The sequence below is a fragment of the Rhizobium sp. BK418 genome (assembly GCF_004341105.1).
Taxonomy (GTDB): Bacteria; Pseudomonadota; Alphaproteobacteria; order Rhizobiales; family Rhizobiaceae; genus Rhizobium.
Genome location: NZ_SLZK01000006.1, coordinates 175,645 through 190,348, shown reverse-complemented (window position 1 = coordinate 190,348; position 14,704 = coordinate 175,645). Strand labels below are relative to the sequence as shown.

Genomic DNA, 14,704 nt, shown 5'->3' with positions numbered 1-14,704 from the left:
AATCAGGCGCGGCCGTGGCTGACACGGGACCGGCGGGCAAGCGAATCGACGATGACGGCGATCGCGAGAACGGCACCTGTGATCATGTAGCGAAGCGACGAGCTGAGATTGAGAAGCGTCAGCCCATTGGAGATCGCCTGGATGACGATGATGCCGAGCAGGGCTGAATAAGCGCTGCCGCGGCCGCCGAACAGGCTGGTGCCGCCGATGACCGCAGCCGCGATCGCGTTGAGGTTCACGTCCCCCGTGCCGGCCTGCTGGCTGGAGGAGGCAAGCCGCGAAGCGGAAAGAATGCCGCCGATCGTGGCAAGCGTCGAGCAGAGCACGAAGGCGCTCAAGTAGATGCGGCGCACATTGATGCCGGCGCGGCGCGCCGCTTCGCGATTGCCGCCGACGGCAAACATGGAGCGTCCCCATTTGGTTCGCGTCAGTGCATAATTGAGAACTACGGCGATGGCGACGAAGAGACCGAACATCCACGGCACGCCACGGCCGAGATTGAGATAGTAGACTGCAAATTCGAGAGCCGCCGTCAGCACGATCGCCTTGATCGCCAGCGCGCCGATCGGCGGTGAGGACAGGTTCGATGCCTGACGTTGTCGGCGCTTGCGCATTTCATTGACGACAAGGGTGACACCCGGCAGCAAGGCCAGCAGATAGGAAAGCCAGTCGGGCATGACGAGAATCTGGCCGAAGCGGACGAGCGGCGAGACATAGGGCAGATTGATGCTGCCTGTCGGCCCGAGGATATAAAGCTGCATGCCGAGCAGCGCGAGCAGGCCGGCAAGCGTGGCCACGAAGCTCGGCATGCCGAGCCTGTTGTAGAGCACCGCATAGAGCGAGCCCACGACGATGCCGGCGACGATCGCAACCAGGATCGCAAGCGGAATCGGCCAGCCCATATTGACCCAGAGCACACCGAGGATGGCGGAAGAAAGCCCACTCATCGAGCCTACAGACAGGTCGATTTCTCCGAGCATCAGGACGCAGACGATGCCGAGCGAGATCACCCCGACGGTGGCGCAGTCAAAGAGCAGGTTGACGAGATTGTTCGGCGCGAGAAAGACCGGATTGAGCAGCGAAAAGACCGTCGAAATGACGATCAGACCGACAAATACCGGCAGCATGCCAAGGTCGCCTGAGCGCACGCGGTCGAAGAAGGCCTTGACCATCCCGGTGATATTATCGTCGTGGCGCACGCGTTCGTCGCTGCGGTCGAGGGCAGCCGGCTGGCTGATAGTCTCTGACATCTTCTGGCTCATGCGGGCCTCCCGCTGGTTTCATGAGTGGCGCCCGTCTTGCGGTCGAGCCGGCGGGACACAGCGTTTTCAGTGGCGCCGGTAATCGCAGCGACGAGATCCTGATTGGAAGAGTCGGGCGTGAAGACACCGTTGTTGCGACCGAGGCGCAGCACGACGATGCGGTCGGCAACCGCGCGCACATCTTCCATGTTGTGGCTGATGATAATGACGCCGAGGCCGCGTTCGCGCACACGCTCGATAAGGTTCAGCACTTCCGCGGTCTGGGCAACGCCGAGTGCAGCGGTCGGCTCGTCGAGCATGATGATCTTCGGATCGAGCAGCAGCGAGCGGGCGATGGCAACCGTCTGGCGCTGGCCACCGGAGAGTGAAGCGATCGGTTCGCGCACGGAGGGAATGCGGGCGGCAAGTTCCCTCAGCAGCGTCCAGGCGCGCACTTCCATCGCCACCTCGTCGAGGCCCCAGGGAGAAAGTTCGTGCCCGAGGAAGAGATTGGCCACAACGTCGAGGTTTTCGCAGAGTGCCAAATCCTGGAAGACGGTGGCAATGCCGAGTTCCAGAGCCTTGCCGGGACTATCGAGCGTAACGTTCTGGCCACAGAATTCGATCGTTCCGGACGAGGGCTGATGCACACCCGCCAGAACCTTGATGAGCGTCGACTTGCCGGCACCGTTATCGCCGACCAGCGCCACGACCTCTCCGGCCTTTACCTCCAGCTCGATATCGGTCAGCGCCGAAACCGCGCCGAAATGCTTGGAAATGTTGCTCAACCGGAGGATCGTCTGACCCTTCTCCGGCATATCCTTCACGACCCTGCTCATGGGTGCTGCCTTTCCTGCCATGGGTCATCCGGCCGCGGCAAGCGCGGCCGGATCTCACTCAAGCGCGTTTAGTTGGTGATGCCAAGCTTCTTGCAGCCTTCGGCATATTCGCCAGTGCAGATCTGCTCGGGCGTCTGGATCTTCTTGTCGAAGATTTCAGCCTTGATGTTCTCGGCCGTAACGACGGCGGGAATGAACAGTTCCGATGGCGTGTTGTAGAGGGTCGTCTTGGCCTCGGGCTTTTCGCCCTTGATCATCTTGACCGCCACGTTGGCAGCAGCTGCTGCGACGATTTCCGACGGCTTGGAAATCGTGTTGTACTGGTCGCCGGAAATGATGAGCTGAAGGGCTGCGATCGTGGCGTCATTGCCGGTGACCGGCGGGACCGGCTTCACGCCGGCGGCCTTGAAGGCGGCAATCGCACCACCGGCCGTGCCGTCGTTGGCGGCGACAACGCCCTTGATGTCGGCGCCGAAGCGGGTGATCTGGCCGGCTGCCCATTCCTGTGCCTTCGGCGGCGCCCATTCCGGCGTGTCATATTCGGCAAGTGTCTTGTAGGCCGATTCCTTCAGGCCGCGATGGATGCCGTCGCGGATCAGGCCGGCGGCCGCATCGGTCGGCGAGCCGTTGATTTCGAGGACACCCGCACCATCGGCAACGCCTGCAGCCTTCAGATGCTCGACGAGCGACTTGGCAATCGCATAGCCGATGCCTTCATTGTCGAAGGAAACATAGTAGTCAGCGGGCTTGTCCGGGATCGGGCGGTCATAGGCGATGACCTTGACGTCCTGCGACTGAGCAATCTCGACGAGGCCCGCGGCCGCGGCGGAATCAACCGGATCGAGAACAACCACCTTGGCGCCCTGAGCGATCACCGAGTTGAACTGCTGCTGCTGCAGCGAGGCATCGGCGTTCGCGTTCTGATAGATCACCGTGCACTTCGGGCAAAGCTTTTCCATCTCGGCCTTGAAGCCCGGGAAATCGTGCTGCTCATAGCGGGTGGATGCCTGATCGGGCATCAGGAAAGCGACTGTCGCGGCTTCCTGAGCCGAGGCGGCACCGGCAAGACCCATGAAAACGGTCGCCGACGCCATAAGCAAATTGCGATAATTCATTTTCTCCTCCTTGGTGTGATCGAAAGACAGGTCCAGGCATTGCTGGAAGTCGCCACGGTTCGCCCGCTCGCCGCCGCCTTCGCCGCCATGAAAACGACGAGCAAAGCGCCCCTGCAAAAGCACAATCTCTCCGCAGCTTCTTAGAAATACCTCCCTGTGCCAACTTTTCCGGTTGGCTTGTATCATCGATTGCGCAAGCTTGCTCAATCGATGAAGCAAGAATTGCCACTTCTGCCGATTGATGTCAAGTTATCGCCAAACGGAGAAGGATATTTTGAATCAGGTAAAGCAGGCGAAGAGGACGACGATTTACGATCTGGCGGAGCTTGCCGGCACGTCTGCCAGCGCCGTCAGCGCCGTGCTCAACGGCAACTGGAAGAAGCGCAGGATCAGTGTTCAGCTTGCCGAAAAGATCATGCGGATCGCCGAGGAGCAGGGTTATGCACTGAACATGCAGGCAAGCCTGCTCAGGCGCGAAAAGTCCCACATTATCGGCATGATCGTGCCCAAATACGATAACCGCTATTTCGGCTCGATCGTCGAAACCTTCGAAGACATGGCGCGTGCGCGCGGCCTCTTCCCAATCATCACCTGCACGCGGCGTGACCCCCAGCTGGAGGTCGAGGCGGCGCGCACCATGCTCTCCTATCAGGTGGAATGCCTGATCGCGACTGGCGCGACCGATCCCGACCGGATCACTGAAATGTGCGCGGCCGCAGGGGTGCGCAGCCTCAATCTCGATCTGCCCGGAGCCCTTGCCCCGTCGGTCATCTCGGACAATTTCGCCGGCGCGCGCGAGCTGACGCGCCGCATATTGAAGAATAGCGAGCAGAGGCTCGGCAAGATGGAGCCGCTGCTCTTCATCGGCGGCCGCGGCAGCGACCACAACACGGCCGAGCGTATCCGCGGTTTTCGTAAAGCCCATGCCGACCTTGACGTCGCCGTGCACGAAGAGAACATCCTCGCCTGCGGCTACGCGCCGGAAAAGGCCGAAAAGGCGCTGGACGAACGCGCCCTTGGCGGCAATGCCCTGCCCAAAGGCATGTTCGTCAATTCGACGATCTCGCTCGAAGGTGTCATGCGCTGGATCCGCCGCTCCGGCCATCTCGACGACCGCAGCCTGGTGCTCGGCTGCTTCGACTGGGACCCGTTCGTCACCCTGCTCGGCAACGGCATCGAGATGGTGCGCCAGGATGTGCCGGGCATGCTGACGAAAGTATTCGAGCTCATCGAATCCGGAGCGAACAAACCAGTCGTCATCCAGGTGCCGCCGCTCATCCCGGAAGCGCAAGAAGCGTAAGCGTCTTTTCCCGTAGAATCGAATTGTCGTTTCCCGGTTCTTCTTCGATGATCGTATGGGATACCGCCTTTTTCAACTGTGATAGATTTTCGAGGAATTCCAATGGCTGGAACTATTTTTCTCGCCGGAGCGACCGGCGTAATCGGATACAAGCTTCTGCCCATGCTGGTGGACGCCGGTTTTGTCGTCTATGGCACGACCCGCAAGCCGGAGCGTCAGGACGACATCCGCCAAGCTGGCGCTACACCAGTCGTCGTCGATGTCTTCGATGCGGCAGCGCTGATCGAGGCTGTGCGTCAGACAAAACCTGGTATCGTTATCCATCAGCTGACCGATCTTCCCCATGGCCTGGACCCGGCGCTGATGGAAGAAGGGCGCGTCCGAAATGCCCGGCTGCGCGAAGTAGGGACGAAAAACCTTGTCGACGCCGCCGTTGCAGCCCGGGCGGAGCGGCTGATTTCGCAGAGCATAGCCTGGGTCTACCAGCAGGGGGCAGCACCGCTTACCGAGGAGACGCCGCTACAGGAGAGCGCGGTCGCGATCCGGACGCTGGAGACATTGACGCTTACAACGCCTGGCATTGCAGGCACGGTGCTACGATACGGCCTGCTCTATGGGCCGGGAACCGGCTCCGATGCACCCAATGGGCCCATTAGCTTGCATGTTGAAGATGCTGCCCGTGCTGCCCTGCTCGCCGTTCAGAGAGCCCCAACCGGTGCCTTCAATATCGTCGATGATGGCGGGCCGGTATCCAATGCCAAGGCAGGATCGGTATTGGGTTGGTTTCCGAAGAGCCGAACCGACAACGGGTAATTCTCTACCGTTTGATCGTAGGCGTGGACTTTCGCAATACGCCGCTTTGGGGATGTTGACGTCAGGAAATTCGCTTTCTATTGGGAAGTTGTCGACCCATTGCGGCGGCAATAACAGGCGTCCGGCCATACGAGGTGACCGGGCGCTTTTTCATTGAGAAATCAAGCCTATTTCACCGCTTCCGGCGCGAAGCGGGCATAGAGTGCGTGGCGATTGCCGGGATAGACGAAGCGCACGTGCGTGACCGGGCCTGATTTGTTCCACGTACGGCGTTCGACGACGAGGCACGCGGTCGCCTCGGGGATGGAAAGCATGGCGCCTTCCTCTTCATCGACGCCGATCGCAAAGATCTTGTGTTCGGCCGCGCTCCAGGGAACCTGGCTCAGGAGCCAGGGGCCGGGCGCAGTCTCGTCGAACGCTTCACCGGCTGCCTCCGGCACCGTCTGAAGATTGATCAATCTCTTTTCCAGGCAGAAGGGCTGTGCTCCGGCATAGTGGGTGCAGATGATCTCGATTAGACTCGAATTCTGCTGCAGGTCCAGCATCTGCCGATCCTGCGCCTGCGCCTTCCTGCGAACACGCTTTGCGACCTTGTAGGAATAGGCGAGATTGAGGGACTGGACTTCCGCCTTGATATCGTGGATTTCGAGCACCGCGGATTGTGCCTGCGGCTGAATGACGAAGCTGCCGGACTTCTTGCGCCGCTCGATGAGACCGGCCTTCACCAGCTGGGTCAGCGCCTTGTTCACCGTCATGCGGGAGCAGTCGTACTGCTTCGTCAGCTCCACCTCGAACGGAATGCGGTAGCCCGGCGGCCATTCGCCCGAGACGATACGACCCTCGATATCGCTGAGGATGCGCTGGTGTAAGGTCGTTTCCTTGGGTTCGTTCATCGTCACGCTCCGGCTCCTCTCCCGCTGTAACGCCTGGGAGGCGCCGAGGAAAGATCGTCATGCCGCCAGCAGCTCCTTCATGGCGGCAGTGTAACGGCGGTCAATCAGGTCGCGCCGCAGATGACGGCCATTTTCGACCTGCTTGCGGCCCCGCGCCCAGACGCCGTCGACCGCCACACCGCCGGCAAAGATCCAGTGGTCGAGAAGCCGGTCCTCGGAAAGATAGGAAACGGCGCTGTTGTCGAGCGATACGATATCGGCATAGTTGCCGGCGGTCAGGCCAGCTGGCGCCTTCAGCGCCACACCGCCGCCGACAAGCGCGTGTTCGAAAAGGGCCAGGCCTGTGGAGCCGCCGGTTGCGGCGATGATATTGCGGGCACGCAATGCCAGACGCTCCGAATATTCGAGCTGACGAAGTTCCTCGGCAATCGAAATCAGGATATTGGAATCCGAACCGATGCCGAAGCGCCCGCTTTCCGACAGGAAAAGTGGGGCGGAAAATGTGCCATCGCCGAGATTGGCTTCGGTAATAGGGCAAAGGCCGGCAATGGCGCCGCTTTTCGCCATCCGGCGCGTTTCCTCATCGGTCATGTGGGTTGCGTGAATGAGGCACCAGCGCTGATCGACTGGTGCGTGGTCGAGCAGCCATTGGACAGGTCTTGCGCCGGACCAGGCGAGGCAATCCTCGACCTCCTTGACTTGTTCGGCGACGTGAATGTGGATGGGGCCGTCACCGGCGAGCCCAACGGCAACGGAGAGTTCGTCCGGTGTGACCGCACGCAGGCTGTGGGGCGCGACACCGATCTCTGCGCCATCAAGCCGGCTCGTGACCTGCCGGCAGCCATCCATCAGCTTCGCAAATTCATCGGCAGAATTGATGAAGCGGCGCTGTCCCTCGATAGGCGCGGCTCCGCCGAAACCGGAATGGGCGTAGAGCACCGGCAACAGCGTCAATCCGATGCCGGTCTGCGCACTTGCCGCACCGATGCGCTCCGCCATTTCAGCGATATTGGCATAGGAGCCGCCGTCCTTGTCGTGATGCAGGTAGTGGAACTCACCGACGCGGCAGAAGCCGGCTTCCAGCATTTCCATATAGAGCTTGGCGGCCACAGCCTCGACGTGATCGGGCGTCATCGACAGGGCAAACTTGTACATGACGGTACGCCAGCTCCAGAAGCTGTCATTGGCCGGGCCGCGGACTTCGGCTAGCCCCGCCATCGCGCGCTGAAAGGCATGACTATGAAGGTTCGGCATCGCCGGCAACAACACGCCATGGCGCTCGTCATCGGCATCCGGCGCGACATCCGCCTCGATCGCGGCTATCCGGCCGTCAGCGAGCGTCAGGCGCACGTTCTTGCGCCAGCCTTCGGCCAGCAAAGCCGTCGCCGCGTAAAGTCTCGTCATGATCGCTCTCCCGTTTTCTGTTTGGCCCGTCCGCTTGTCTTTATGCGAAAGGCCATAAATTTCTACTTGTCACCCTTTCGATTATGTATATACATATTCGGCCATAAGGAAAGGCGTAAAGCTGATGAGTGGGAACAAATTTTCCGGGTCGGGCCACAGTTCCAGTACCCGCTTGCTTTGGCGCAATGCGCGCCTGGCGACGCTGCGGGCGGATCTGCAGGGTCTTGGCATTATCGAAAAAGGCGCCGTCGTTTGCGATGGCGGGCGCATCCTTTTTGCCGGACCGGAAGGCGAACTGCCATCCTGGCTGATCGAGGCAGCCGAGATTACCGATCTCGAAGGTCGCTGGGTCACGCCCGGCCTCGTCGATTGCCACACGCATATCGTCTATGGCGGCAATCGCGCCCGCGAATTCGAGATGCGGCTCGTAGGCGCGACCTATGAAGAGATTGCGCGCGCCGGCGGCGGCATCGTCTCCTCCGTGAAGGCGACCAATGTGCTCTCCGTCGAAGGCCTTGTCGAGGCGGCGCTGCCGCGGCTCGACACGCTGATTTCCGAAGGTGTCACCACGATCGAGGTCAAATCTGGTTACGGACTGAATATCGATGCGGAGCTGAAGATGCTGCGCGCTGCCCGCGCGCTCGAAAAGCTGCGTCCCGTGCGCGTCGTCACTTCCTATCTCGGAGCCCATGCGACGCCCATCGAATACACGGGACGGAACCAGGATTACATTTCCGACGTCGTCCTGCCGGGACTGGAGCGCGCACGCGCGGAAGGCCTGGTCGATGCCGTCGACGGCTTCTGCGAAGGCATCGCCTTTTCGGTCGACGAGATAAGGCGCGTCTTCGACAAGGCTCGTTCGCTCGGGATTCCCGTCAAGCTTCATGCCGAGCAGCTCTCCAATCTCGGCGGCGCGAAACTCGCGGCCTCCTATGGTGCGCTTTCGGCCGATCATCTGGAATATCTGGATGAAGATGGCGCGCGGGCAATGGCGGCGGCCGGCACCGTTGCCGTCCTGCTTCCGGGCGCCTTCTATGCGATCAACGAAAAGCAGAAGCCGCCGGTTCAGGCGCTGCGGCAGGCTGGCGCGCATATCGCGATCGCTACCGACAGCAACCCCGGCACTTCGCCCCTCACCTCTCTGCTGCTCACCATGAACATGTCGGCGACACTGTTCAGGCTGACCGTGGAAGAATGTATTGCCGGGGCGACGCGCGAGGGCGCCCGCGCGCTCGGGCTGCTTGACGAAACCGGTACGATCGAAGCCGGCAAGTCTGCCGATCTGGCAATCTGGAATATCGAGAGCCCTGCCGAGCTCGTCTACCGCATCGGCTTCAACCCGCTTCACGCACATATCTTCAAGGGCCAGAGGATCGACCGATGACCATCACCCTGCATCCCGGCTCCGTTTCGCTTCGGGACCTCGCGACCATCTACTGGACCGGCGTTCCGGCTAAGCTCGATCCGTCCTTCGACGCCGGTATCGTCAAAGCTGCCAGCCGCATCGCCGAGATCGCCGCCGGCAATGCGCCTGTTTACGGCATCAATACCGGCTTTGGTAAGCTTGCCTCGATCAAGATCGACAGCGCCGATGTGGCGACGCTCCAGCGCAACCTCATTCTCTCCCATTGCTGCGGCGTCGGCGAGCCTCTGCCGGAAAATGTCGTGCGCCTCATCATGGCGTTGAAGCTGGTTTCGCTCGGTCGCGGCGCCTCCGGCGTGCGGCTGGAACTCGTGCGGCTGATCGAGGCGATGATGGCACGCGGCGTCATCCCGGTCATTCCGGAAAAGGGGTCGGTTGGCGCTTCCGGCGATCTTGCTCCGCTTGCCCATATGACGGCCGTGATGATGGGCCACGGCGAAGCTTTCTTCAACGGCGAAAGGCTTCATGGCGCAACCGCCCTTCTGAAGGCCGGCTTGCAGCCCGTCGTACTCGCCGCCAAGGAAGGTCTGGCGCTCATCAACGGTACGCAGACCTCGACGGCTCTGGCGCTCGCCGGTCTGTTTCGCGCTCACCGGGCGGCGCAATCGGCGCTCATAACTGGCGCCATGTCGACAGATGCGGCCATGGGCTCGTCTGCCCCTTTCCATCCGGATATCCATACGCTGCGCGGCCATCGCGGCCAGATCGATACGGCAGCCGCCCTGCGCGCTCTCCTTGAGGACTCGCCAATCCGCCAGAGCCATATCGAGGGCGACGAGCGCGTTCAGGATCCCTATTGCATCCGCTGCCAGCCGCAGGTCGACGGCGCCTGCCTCGATCTATTGCGCTCGGTTGCCCGCACCTTGGAAATCGAAGCCAATGCGGTGACCGACAATCCCCTGGTGCTCTCTGACAATTCCGTCGTCTCCGGCGGCAATTTCCATGCCGAACCCGTTGCCTTCGCGGCCGACCAGATTGCGCTTGCGATCTGCGAGATCGGCGCGATTGCGCAGCGTCGTATCGCCCTGCTCGTCGATCCCGCTCTCTCCTATGGCCTGCCTGCCTTTCTCGCCAAGAAGCCGGGCCTGAATTCCGGCCTTATGATCGCAGAGGTCACGTCGGCAGCACTGATGAGCGAAAACAAGCAGATGTCGCATCCGGCATCTGTCGACTCGACGCCCACATCGGCCAATCAGGAGGACCATGTCTCCATGGCCTGCCACGGTGCGCGCCGGCTCCTGCCGATGAGCGAAAATCTCTTCGCGATCATCGGCATCGAGGCACTGAGCGCCGCGCAAGGGGTTGAGCTTCGCGCGCCGCTTGCAACCAGCCCGGAGCTCGAGAAAGCGATTGCCGCTATCCGTGTCGTCGTGCCGCCGCTGGAGGAGGATCGCTATATGGCGAATGATCTGAAGGCGGCTGCCATGCTCATTGCAGGTGGCGGTCTCAACGCGTCCGTTTCAAGCGGCATCCTGCCCGCTCTGGAGGTCTGACATGTCCGTTTTCGAGGTCAAGCAAGGCACCTCACCCGTCATCCTCGGCTTTCCCCATACCGGCACCGAGGTCCCGCCTGATATCTGGGAGCGCCTGAACGAAAATGGTCGGCTGCTTGCCGATACCGACTGGCACATCCACCAGCTTTATGACGGGCTGCTCGACAAGCCGACCACCGTGCGCGCCACGTTCCATCGGTACGTGATCGATGCGAACAGAGATCCGTCCGGTACGAGCCTCTATCCCGGCCAGAACACGACCGGGCTGATCCCGGAGACGGATTTCGACGGCAAGACGATCTGGAAGGATGGCGCGGCTCCGACCGAGGACGATATCGCCAAGCGGCTGCGCGATTTCCATGCGCCCTACCATGCCGCCCTGGCGGCCGAGATCGAGCGGGTGAAATCCATTCACGGCATCGCCGTTCTCTATGATTGCCACTCGATCCGCTCCCATATTCCCTTCCTCTTCGAGGGCAAGCTGCCGGATTTCAATATCGGCACGGATATGGGCAAGACCTGTGATCGGATGATCGAAGAGGCGACCATCGCCATCGCATCGGCGGCAGCAGGCTACGACAGCATCCTGAACGGCCGCTTCAAGGGTGGCTGGACAACGCGCCATTACGGCAGGCCGGAAGCCGGCGTCCATGCCATCCAGATGGAGCTCGCCCAATCCACGCATCTTGCAAGCGAAGCGCCGCCCTTCGCCTATGACACCGAAAAAGCCGACAATCTGCGCATCCATCTCAAATCCATTCTGACGCGGATCGAAGAGATCGCGCTCGGTCTGAAACGCTAAACAAGGGAACATCATCATGACCGTAAACCCGCGCCACAATATCCGCGAGATCCGCGCCCCCCGCGGGCCAGAGCTCAACGCCAAGAGCTGGATGACTGAAGCGCCGCTGCGTATGCTCATGAACAATCTCGACCCTGACGTTGCCGAAAACCCGCATGAGCTCGTCGTCTATGGCGGTATCGGCCGTGCCGCGCGCACCTGGGACGATTTCGACCGCATCGCTGCCACCCTGAAGACGCTGAACGAGGACGAGACGCTGCTCGTGCAGTCCGGCAAGCCAGTCGGCGTGTTCCGCACCCACAAGGATGCGCCGCGCGTGCTGATCGCCAATTCCAATCTCGTGCCGCACTGGGCGACCTGGGATCATTTCAACGAACTCGACAAGAAGGGGCTTGCCATGTACGGCCAGATGACGGCCGGCTCATGGATCTATATCGGCACGCAGGGCATCGTGCAGGGCACTTATGAGACCTTCGTCGAGGCCGGGCGCCAGCACTATAATGGCGATCTCAAGGGTAAATGGATCCTGACCGGCGGGCTCGGCGGTATGGGCGGCGCCCAGCCGCTTGCCGCCGTCATGGCCGGCGCCTGCTGCCTTGCCGTCGAATGCGACGAAACCCGCATCGATTTCCGCCTGCGCACCCGCTATGTCGACGAAAAGGCTCATACGCTGGACGAGGCGCTGGAGAAGATCGAGCGCTGGACCAAGGCCGGCGAAGCAAAGTCGGTCGGCCTCGTCGGCAATGCCGCTGAAATCTTCCCGGAACTGGTGGCCCGCATGAAGGCTGGCGGCCCGCGTCCGGATATCGTCACCGACCAGACTTCGGCGCATGATCCGCGCAACGGCTACCTGCCGGTCGGCTGGACGGTTGCGGAAGCCAAGGCGAAGCGCGAAACCGATCCGAAGGCCGTGGAAGCGGCAGCCCGCGCCTCGATGAAGGCGCATGTCGAAGCCATGGTCGCCTTCTGGGACGCCGGTGTGCCGACGCTCGATTATGGCAATAACATCCGCCAGGTCGCCAAGGACGAAGGCCTGGAAAACGCCTTCGCCTTCCCCGGCTTCGTACCGGCCTATATCCGCCCGCTCTTCTGCCGTGGCATCGGTCCGTTCCGCTGGGCGGCCCTGTCTGGCGATCCGGAAGATATTTACAAGACCGATGCCAAGGTGAAGGAGCTGTTGCCGGACAATAAGCACCTGCACAACTGGCTCGACATGGCGAAGGAGCGCATCGCCTTCCAGGGACTGCCGGCGCGCATCTGCTGGGTCGGTCTGGGCGACCGCCACAAACTCGGCCTTGCCTTCAACGAGATGGTCAGGAACGGCGAACTCAAGGCGCCTGTCGTCATCGGCCGCGACCATCTGGATTCCGGTTCCGTCGCCTCGCCGAACCGCGAAACGGAAGCGATGAAGGACGGCTCTGATGCGGTGTCCGACTGGCCGCTCCTGAACGCGCTGCTCAACACCGCATCGGGCGCCACCTGGGTATCACTGCACCACGGCGGCGGCGTCGGCATGGGCTTCTCGCAGCATTCCGGCATGGTCATCTGCGCCGACGGCACTGACGATGCGGCTCGCCGTCTCGAACGCGTTCTCTGGAATGATCCGGCAACCGGCGTCATGCGCCACGCCGATGCCGGCTATGACATCGCCATCGACTGCGCCAAAGAAAAGGGCCTTCGCCTGCCCGGCATCCTTGGAAACTGAGCCATGAGGGTCCTGCGCGCCGCCGATCACAAGCGCATGGAGTGGAAGAACGGTGGTGGCGAAACGGTGGAAATCGCGATTTCGCCACCGGGCGCAAGGCTCGCCGACTTTGACTGGCGAGTCAGCATGGCGACAGTTGCCACCAATGGGCCCTTCTCCGTCTTTCCAGGCATCGACCGCACGCTGTCGATCCTGGAGGGCAATGGCATGCGGCTCTTTATCGAAGGGCGTTCACCGGTGCTCCTGACGCAGGAAAGCGATCCGCTTATCTTTCCGGCAGATGTACCCATTACCGCCGAACTGACCGATGGCGGAATCACCGATCTCAATGTGATGACCAGACGGGACAAGCTCCGGCATACCGTGCTGCGCCTCGTCGTCGACGGGCGGCAAGGACTGTCTTTGACAGGCGGAGAGTCGCTTCTCCTTTGCCATCGCGGGCAAATGGACATTGATCTTGCGAATGACAAGATCGCTCTCGCCGCCGGCGATGCGCTGCTGCTCGAAGAGGCTGGTGGTGAATCCCTGCAACTGCGCGGCGATGGCCTGCTCTACGCGATCACCATCGCAGCGATCTGACGACGTCTATCCCGCCGCAGCGGCATTATAATGTCTAGACAAAACAAGGCGGGCATGCGTTAAATACATTTAATGGGCACCCAGCAAGGGCGCCTAAAATAAGAGCAGGGAACTTCGGATCATGAAAAAAACAGGGATTTTTGCCGCTGCCTTTGCTGCGGTCCTCGCCGCAACAGCCGCCCACGCCACAGATACGAAGGTTGCGATCGGCATTTCCGGCTGGACCGGCTTCGCGCCGCTGACGCTCGCCAAGGAAGCCGGCATCTTCAAGAAGCATGGGCTCGATGTCACCATTACCAAAGTGCCTCAGGCGAGCCGGCATCTGGCGCTCGCCTCCGGCGACATCCAGTGCGCCGCAACCACGGTGGAAACCTGGATCGTCTGGAACGCAGCCGGCGTTGCAACCACGCAGATCTTCCAGCTCGATGTTTCGCATGGCGCAGATGGCATTGCAGCAAAGCCCGGTATCGAAAAGATATCAGATCTCAAGGGCAAATCGGTCGCTGCCTCCGCGCCTGGCACGTCCCCCTATTTCCTGCTCGCCTTCATTCTCGCCAAGAACGGCCTCAGCGTGAAGGATGTGAAGGTCGTCAACATGGAGCCGGGTCCGGCAGCCCAGGCGCTGCTTGCCGGCCAGAACGATGCTGCTGTCACCTATGAGCCCTATCTTTCCAGCATTCGAAATGCGCCGGACAAGGGCAAGATCATTGCCACGACCCTCGACTATCCCGCCGTCATGGACACGTTCGGCTGCACCACCGCTTTCCTGAAGAACAATCCGGAGGCCGCCAAGGCGCTCGCTGCGAGCTATTACGACGCGCTTGAAATGATCAAGACCGACAAGGATAAGTCCTTTGAGATCATGGGCAAGGATGTGAAGCAGTCCGGCAAGGAATTCGGCGAATCGGCCGCCTATCTCGAATGGCAGGACAAGGCCGCGGCCCAGAACTTCTTCAAGACCACCTTCAAGAGCTTCAATGAGGAGGCAGCAGATCTTCTGCTGCAGGCTGGCGTCATCAAGGCAAAACCGGACCTTTCGACGCTCGCCGACCCCTCCTTCATTCAATAACAGGCACAAATGCAGGGAGCGCCCAAGT

General features: G+C 61.3%; 13 protein-coding genes. 8 read left to right on the top strand and 5 right to left on the bottom strand.

Annotation, left to right across the window (positions count from 1 at the left end):
• Positions 1-2: 2 nt before the first annotated feature.
• The 3 genes from EV281_RS23045 to EV281_RS23035 form a co-directional block, all read right to left on the bottom strand.
• On the bottom strand, positions 3-1,262 hold the full coding sequence (locus EV281_RS23045; RefSeq protein WP_132656586.1) for a sugar ABC transporter permease: 1,260 nt from the start codon (positions 1,260-1,262) through the stop codon (positions 3-5).
• Positions 1,259-2,080: an ATP-binding cassette domain-containing protein gene (locus EV281_RS23040; RefSeq protein WP_207896886.1), complete on the bottom strand. Its 822-nt coding sequence runs from the start codon at positions 2,078-2,080 to the stop codon at positions 1,259-1,261. The genes EV281_RS23045 and EV281_RS23040 overlap by 4 nt, the downstream gene beginning before the upstream one ends.
• 68 nt (positions 2,081-2,148) lie before the next feature.
• Entirely contained in the window at positions 2,149-3,195 is a 1,047-nt protein-coding gene (locus EV281_RS23035) for a sugar ABC transporter substrate-binding protein (protein WP_132656585.1), read from the bottom strand.
• 274 nt (positions 3,196-3,469) lie between these two features.
• Here EV281_RS23035 and EV281_RS23030 point away from each other — a divergent pair, with 274 nt between their 5' ends.
• Both EV281_RS23030 and EV281_RS23025 read left to right on the top strand, forming a co-directional pair.
• Positions 3,470-4,495, top strand: coding sequence for a LacI family DNA-binding transcriptional regulator (locus tag EV281_RS23030; RefSeq protein ID WP_132656584.1), 1,026 nt, complete (start codon positions 3,470-3,472; stop codon positions 4,493-4,495).
• A 102-nt stretch (positions 4,496-4,597) separates the two neighbouring features.
• Positions 4,598-5,308 (top strand): NAD(P)-dependent oxidoreductase, encoded by a 711-nt coding sequence (locus tag EV281_RS23025; RefSeq protein WP_132656583.1) that lies wholly within the window; start codon positions 4,598-4,600, stop codon positions 5,306-5,308.
• A 167-nt stretch (positions 5,309-5,475) separates the two neighbouring features.
• Here EV281_RS23025 and hutC read toward each other — a convergent pair whose 3' ends face one another.
• The gene (hutC, locus tag EV281_RS23020) at positions 5,476-6,201 is read right to left on the bottom strand and encodes a histidine utilization repressor (protein WP_132656582.1); all 726 of its coding nucleotides are present in this window, start codon (positions 6,199-6,201) and stop codon (positions 5,476-5,478) included.
• Between the two features lie 57 nt (positions 6,202-6,258).
• Positions 6,259-7,605, bottom strand: coding sequence for a formimidoylglutamate deiminase (locus tag EV281_RS23015; protein ID WP_132656581.1), 1,347 nt, complete (start codon positions 7,603-7,605; stop codon positions 6,259-6,261).
• Positions 7,606-7,729: 124 nt separating this feature from the next.
• Here EV281_RS23015 and hutI point away from each other — a divergent pair, with 124 nt between their 5' ends.
• From hutI to EV281_RS22985, 6 genes are all read left to right on the top strand, one after another.
• The gene (gene hutI / locus EV281_RS23010) at positions 7,730-8,989 is read left to right on the top strand and encodes an imidazolonepropionase (RefSeq protein ID WP_132656580.1); all 1,260 of its coding nucleotides are present in this window, start codon (positions 7,730-7,732) and stop codon (positions 8,987-8,989) included.
• Entirely contained in the window at positions 8,986-10,521 is a 1,536-nt protein-coding gene (hutH, locus tag EV281_RS23005) for a histidine ammonia-lyase (protein WP_132656579.1), read from the top strand. The genes hutI and hutH overlap by 4 nt, the downstream gene beginning before the upstream one ends.
• A gap of 1 nt (position 10,522) precedes the next feature.
• A complete protein-coding gene (gene hutG / locus EV281_RS23000) occupies positions 10,523-11,323 on the top strand; it encodes an N-formylglutamate deformylase (protein WP_132656578.1) in 801 nt (266 codons plus the stop codon).
• Positions 11,324-11,339: 16 nt separating this feature from the next.
• Positions 11,340-13,028, top strand: coding sequence for a urocanate hydratase (hutU, locus tag EV281_RS22995; RefSeq protein ID WP_132656577.1), 1,689 nt, complete (start codon positions 11,340-11,342; stop codon positions 13,026-13,028).
• A gap of 3 nt (positions 13,029-13,031) precedes the next feature.
• Positions 13,032-13,607: a HutD family protein gene (locus EV281_RS22990; protein WP_132656576.1), complete on the top strand. Its 576-nt coding sequence runs from the start codon at positions 13,032-13,034 to the stop codon at positions 13,605-13,607.
• Positions 13,608-13,728: 121 nt separating this feature from the next.
• Positions 13,729-14,676, top strand: a complete 948-nt coding sequence (locus tag EV281_RS22985) for an ABC transporter substrate-binding protein (protein ID WP_132656575.1) — start codon at positions 13,729-13,731, stop codon at positions 14,674-14,676.
• Positions 14,677-14,704: the final 28 nt, after the last annotated feature.

Bases quoted from the DNA above. Each gene is read 5' to 3' on its own strand.
- EV281_RS22985 (WP_132656575.1), top strand. From the start codon at position 13,729: ATGAAAAAAACAGGGATTTTTGCCGCTGCCTTTGCTGCGGTCCTCGCC.
- EV281_RS23025 (WP_132656583.1), top strand. From the start codon at position 4,598: ATGGCTGGAACTATTTTTCTCGCCGGAGCGACCGGCGTAATCGGATAC.
- hutI (WP_132656580.1), top strand. From the start codon at position 7,730: ATGAGTGGGAACAAATTTTCCGGGTCGGGCCACAGTTCCAGTACCCGC.
- hutH (WP_132656579.1), top strand. From the start codon at position 8,986: ATGACCATCACCCTGCATCCCGGCTCCGTTTCGCTTCGGGACCTCGCG.
- hutU (WP_132656577.1), top strand. From the start codon at position 11,340: ATGACCGTAAACCCGCGCCACAATATCCGCGAGATCCGCGCCCCCCGC.
- hutC (WP_132656582.1), bottom strand. From the start codon at position 6,201: ATGAACGAACCCAAGGAAACGACCTTACACCAGCGCATCCTCAGCGAT.
- EV281_RS23035 (WP_132656585.1), bottom strand. From the start codon at position 3,195: ATGAATTATCGCAATTTGCTTATGGCGTCGGCGACCGTTTTCATGGGT.
- EV281_RS23040 (WP_207896886.1), bottom strand. From the start codon at position 2,080: ATGAGCAGGGTCGTGAAGGATATGCCGGAGAAGGGTCAGACGATCCTC.
- EV281_RS23015 (WP_132656581.1), bottom strand. From the start codon at position 7,605: ATGACGAGACTTTACGCGGCGACGGCTTTGCTGGCCGAAGGCTGGCGC.
- EV281_RS23045 (WP_132656586.1), bottom strand. From the start codon at position 1,262: ATGAGCCAGAAGATGTCAGAGACTATCAGCCAGCCGGCTGCCCTCGAC.
- EV281_RS22990 (WP_132656576.1), top strand. From the start codon at position 13,032: ATGAGGGTCCTGCGCGCCGCCGATCACAAGCGCATGGAGTGGAAGAAC.
- hutG (WP_132656578.1), top strand. From the start codon at position 10,523: ATGTCCGTTTTCGAGGTCAAGCAAGGCACCTCACCCGTCATCCTCGGC.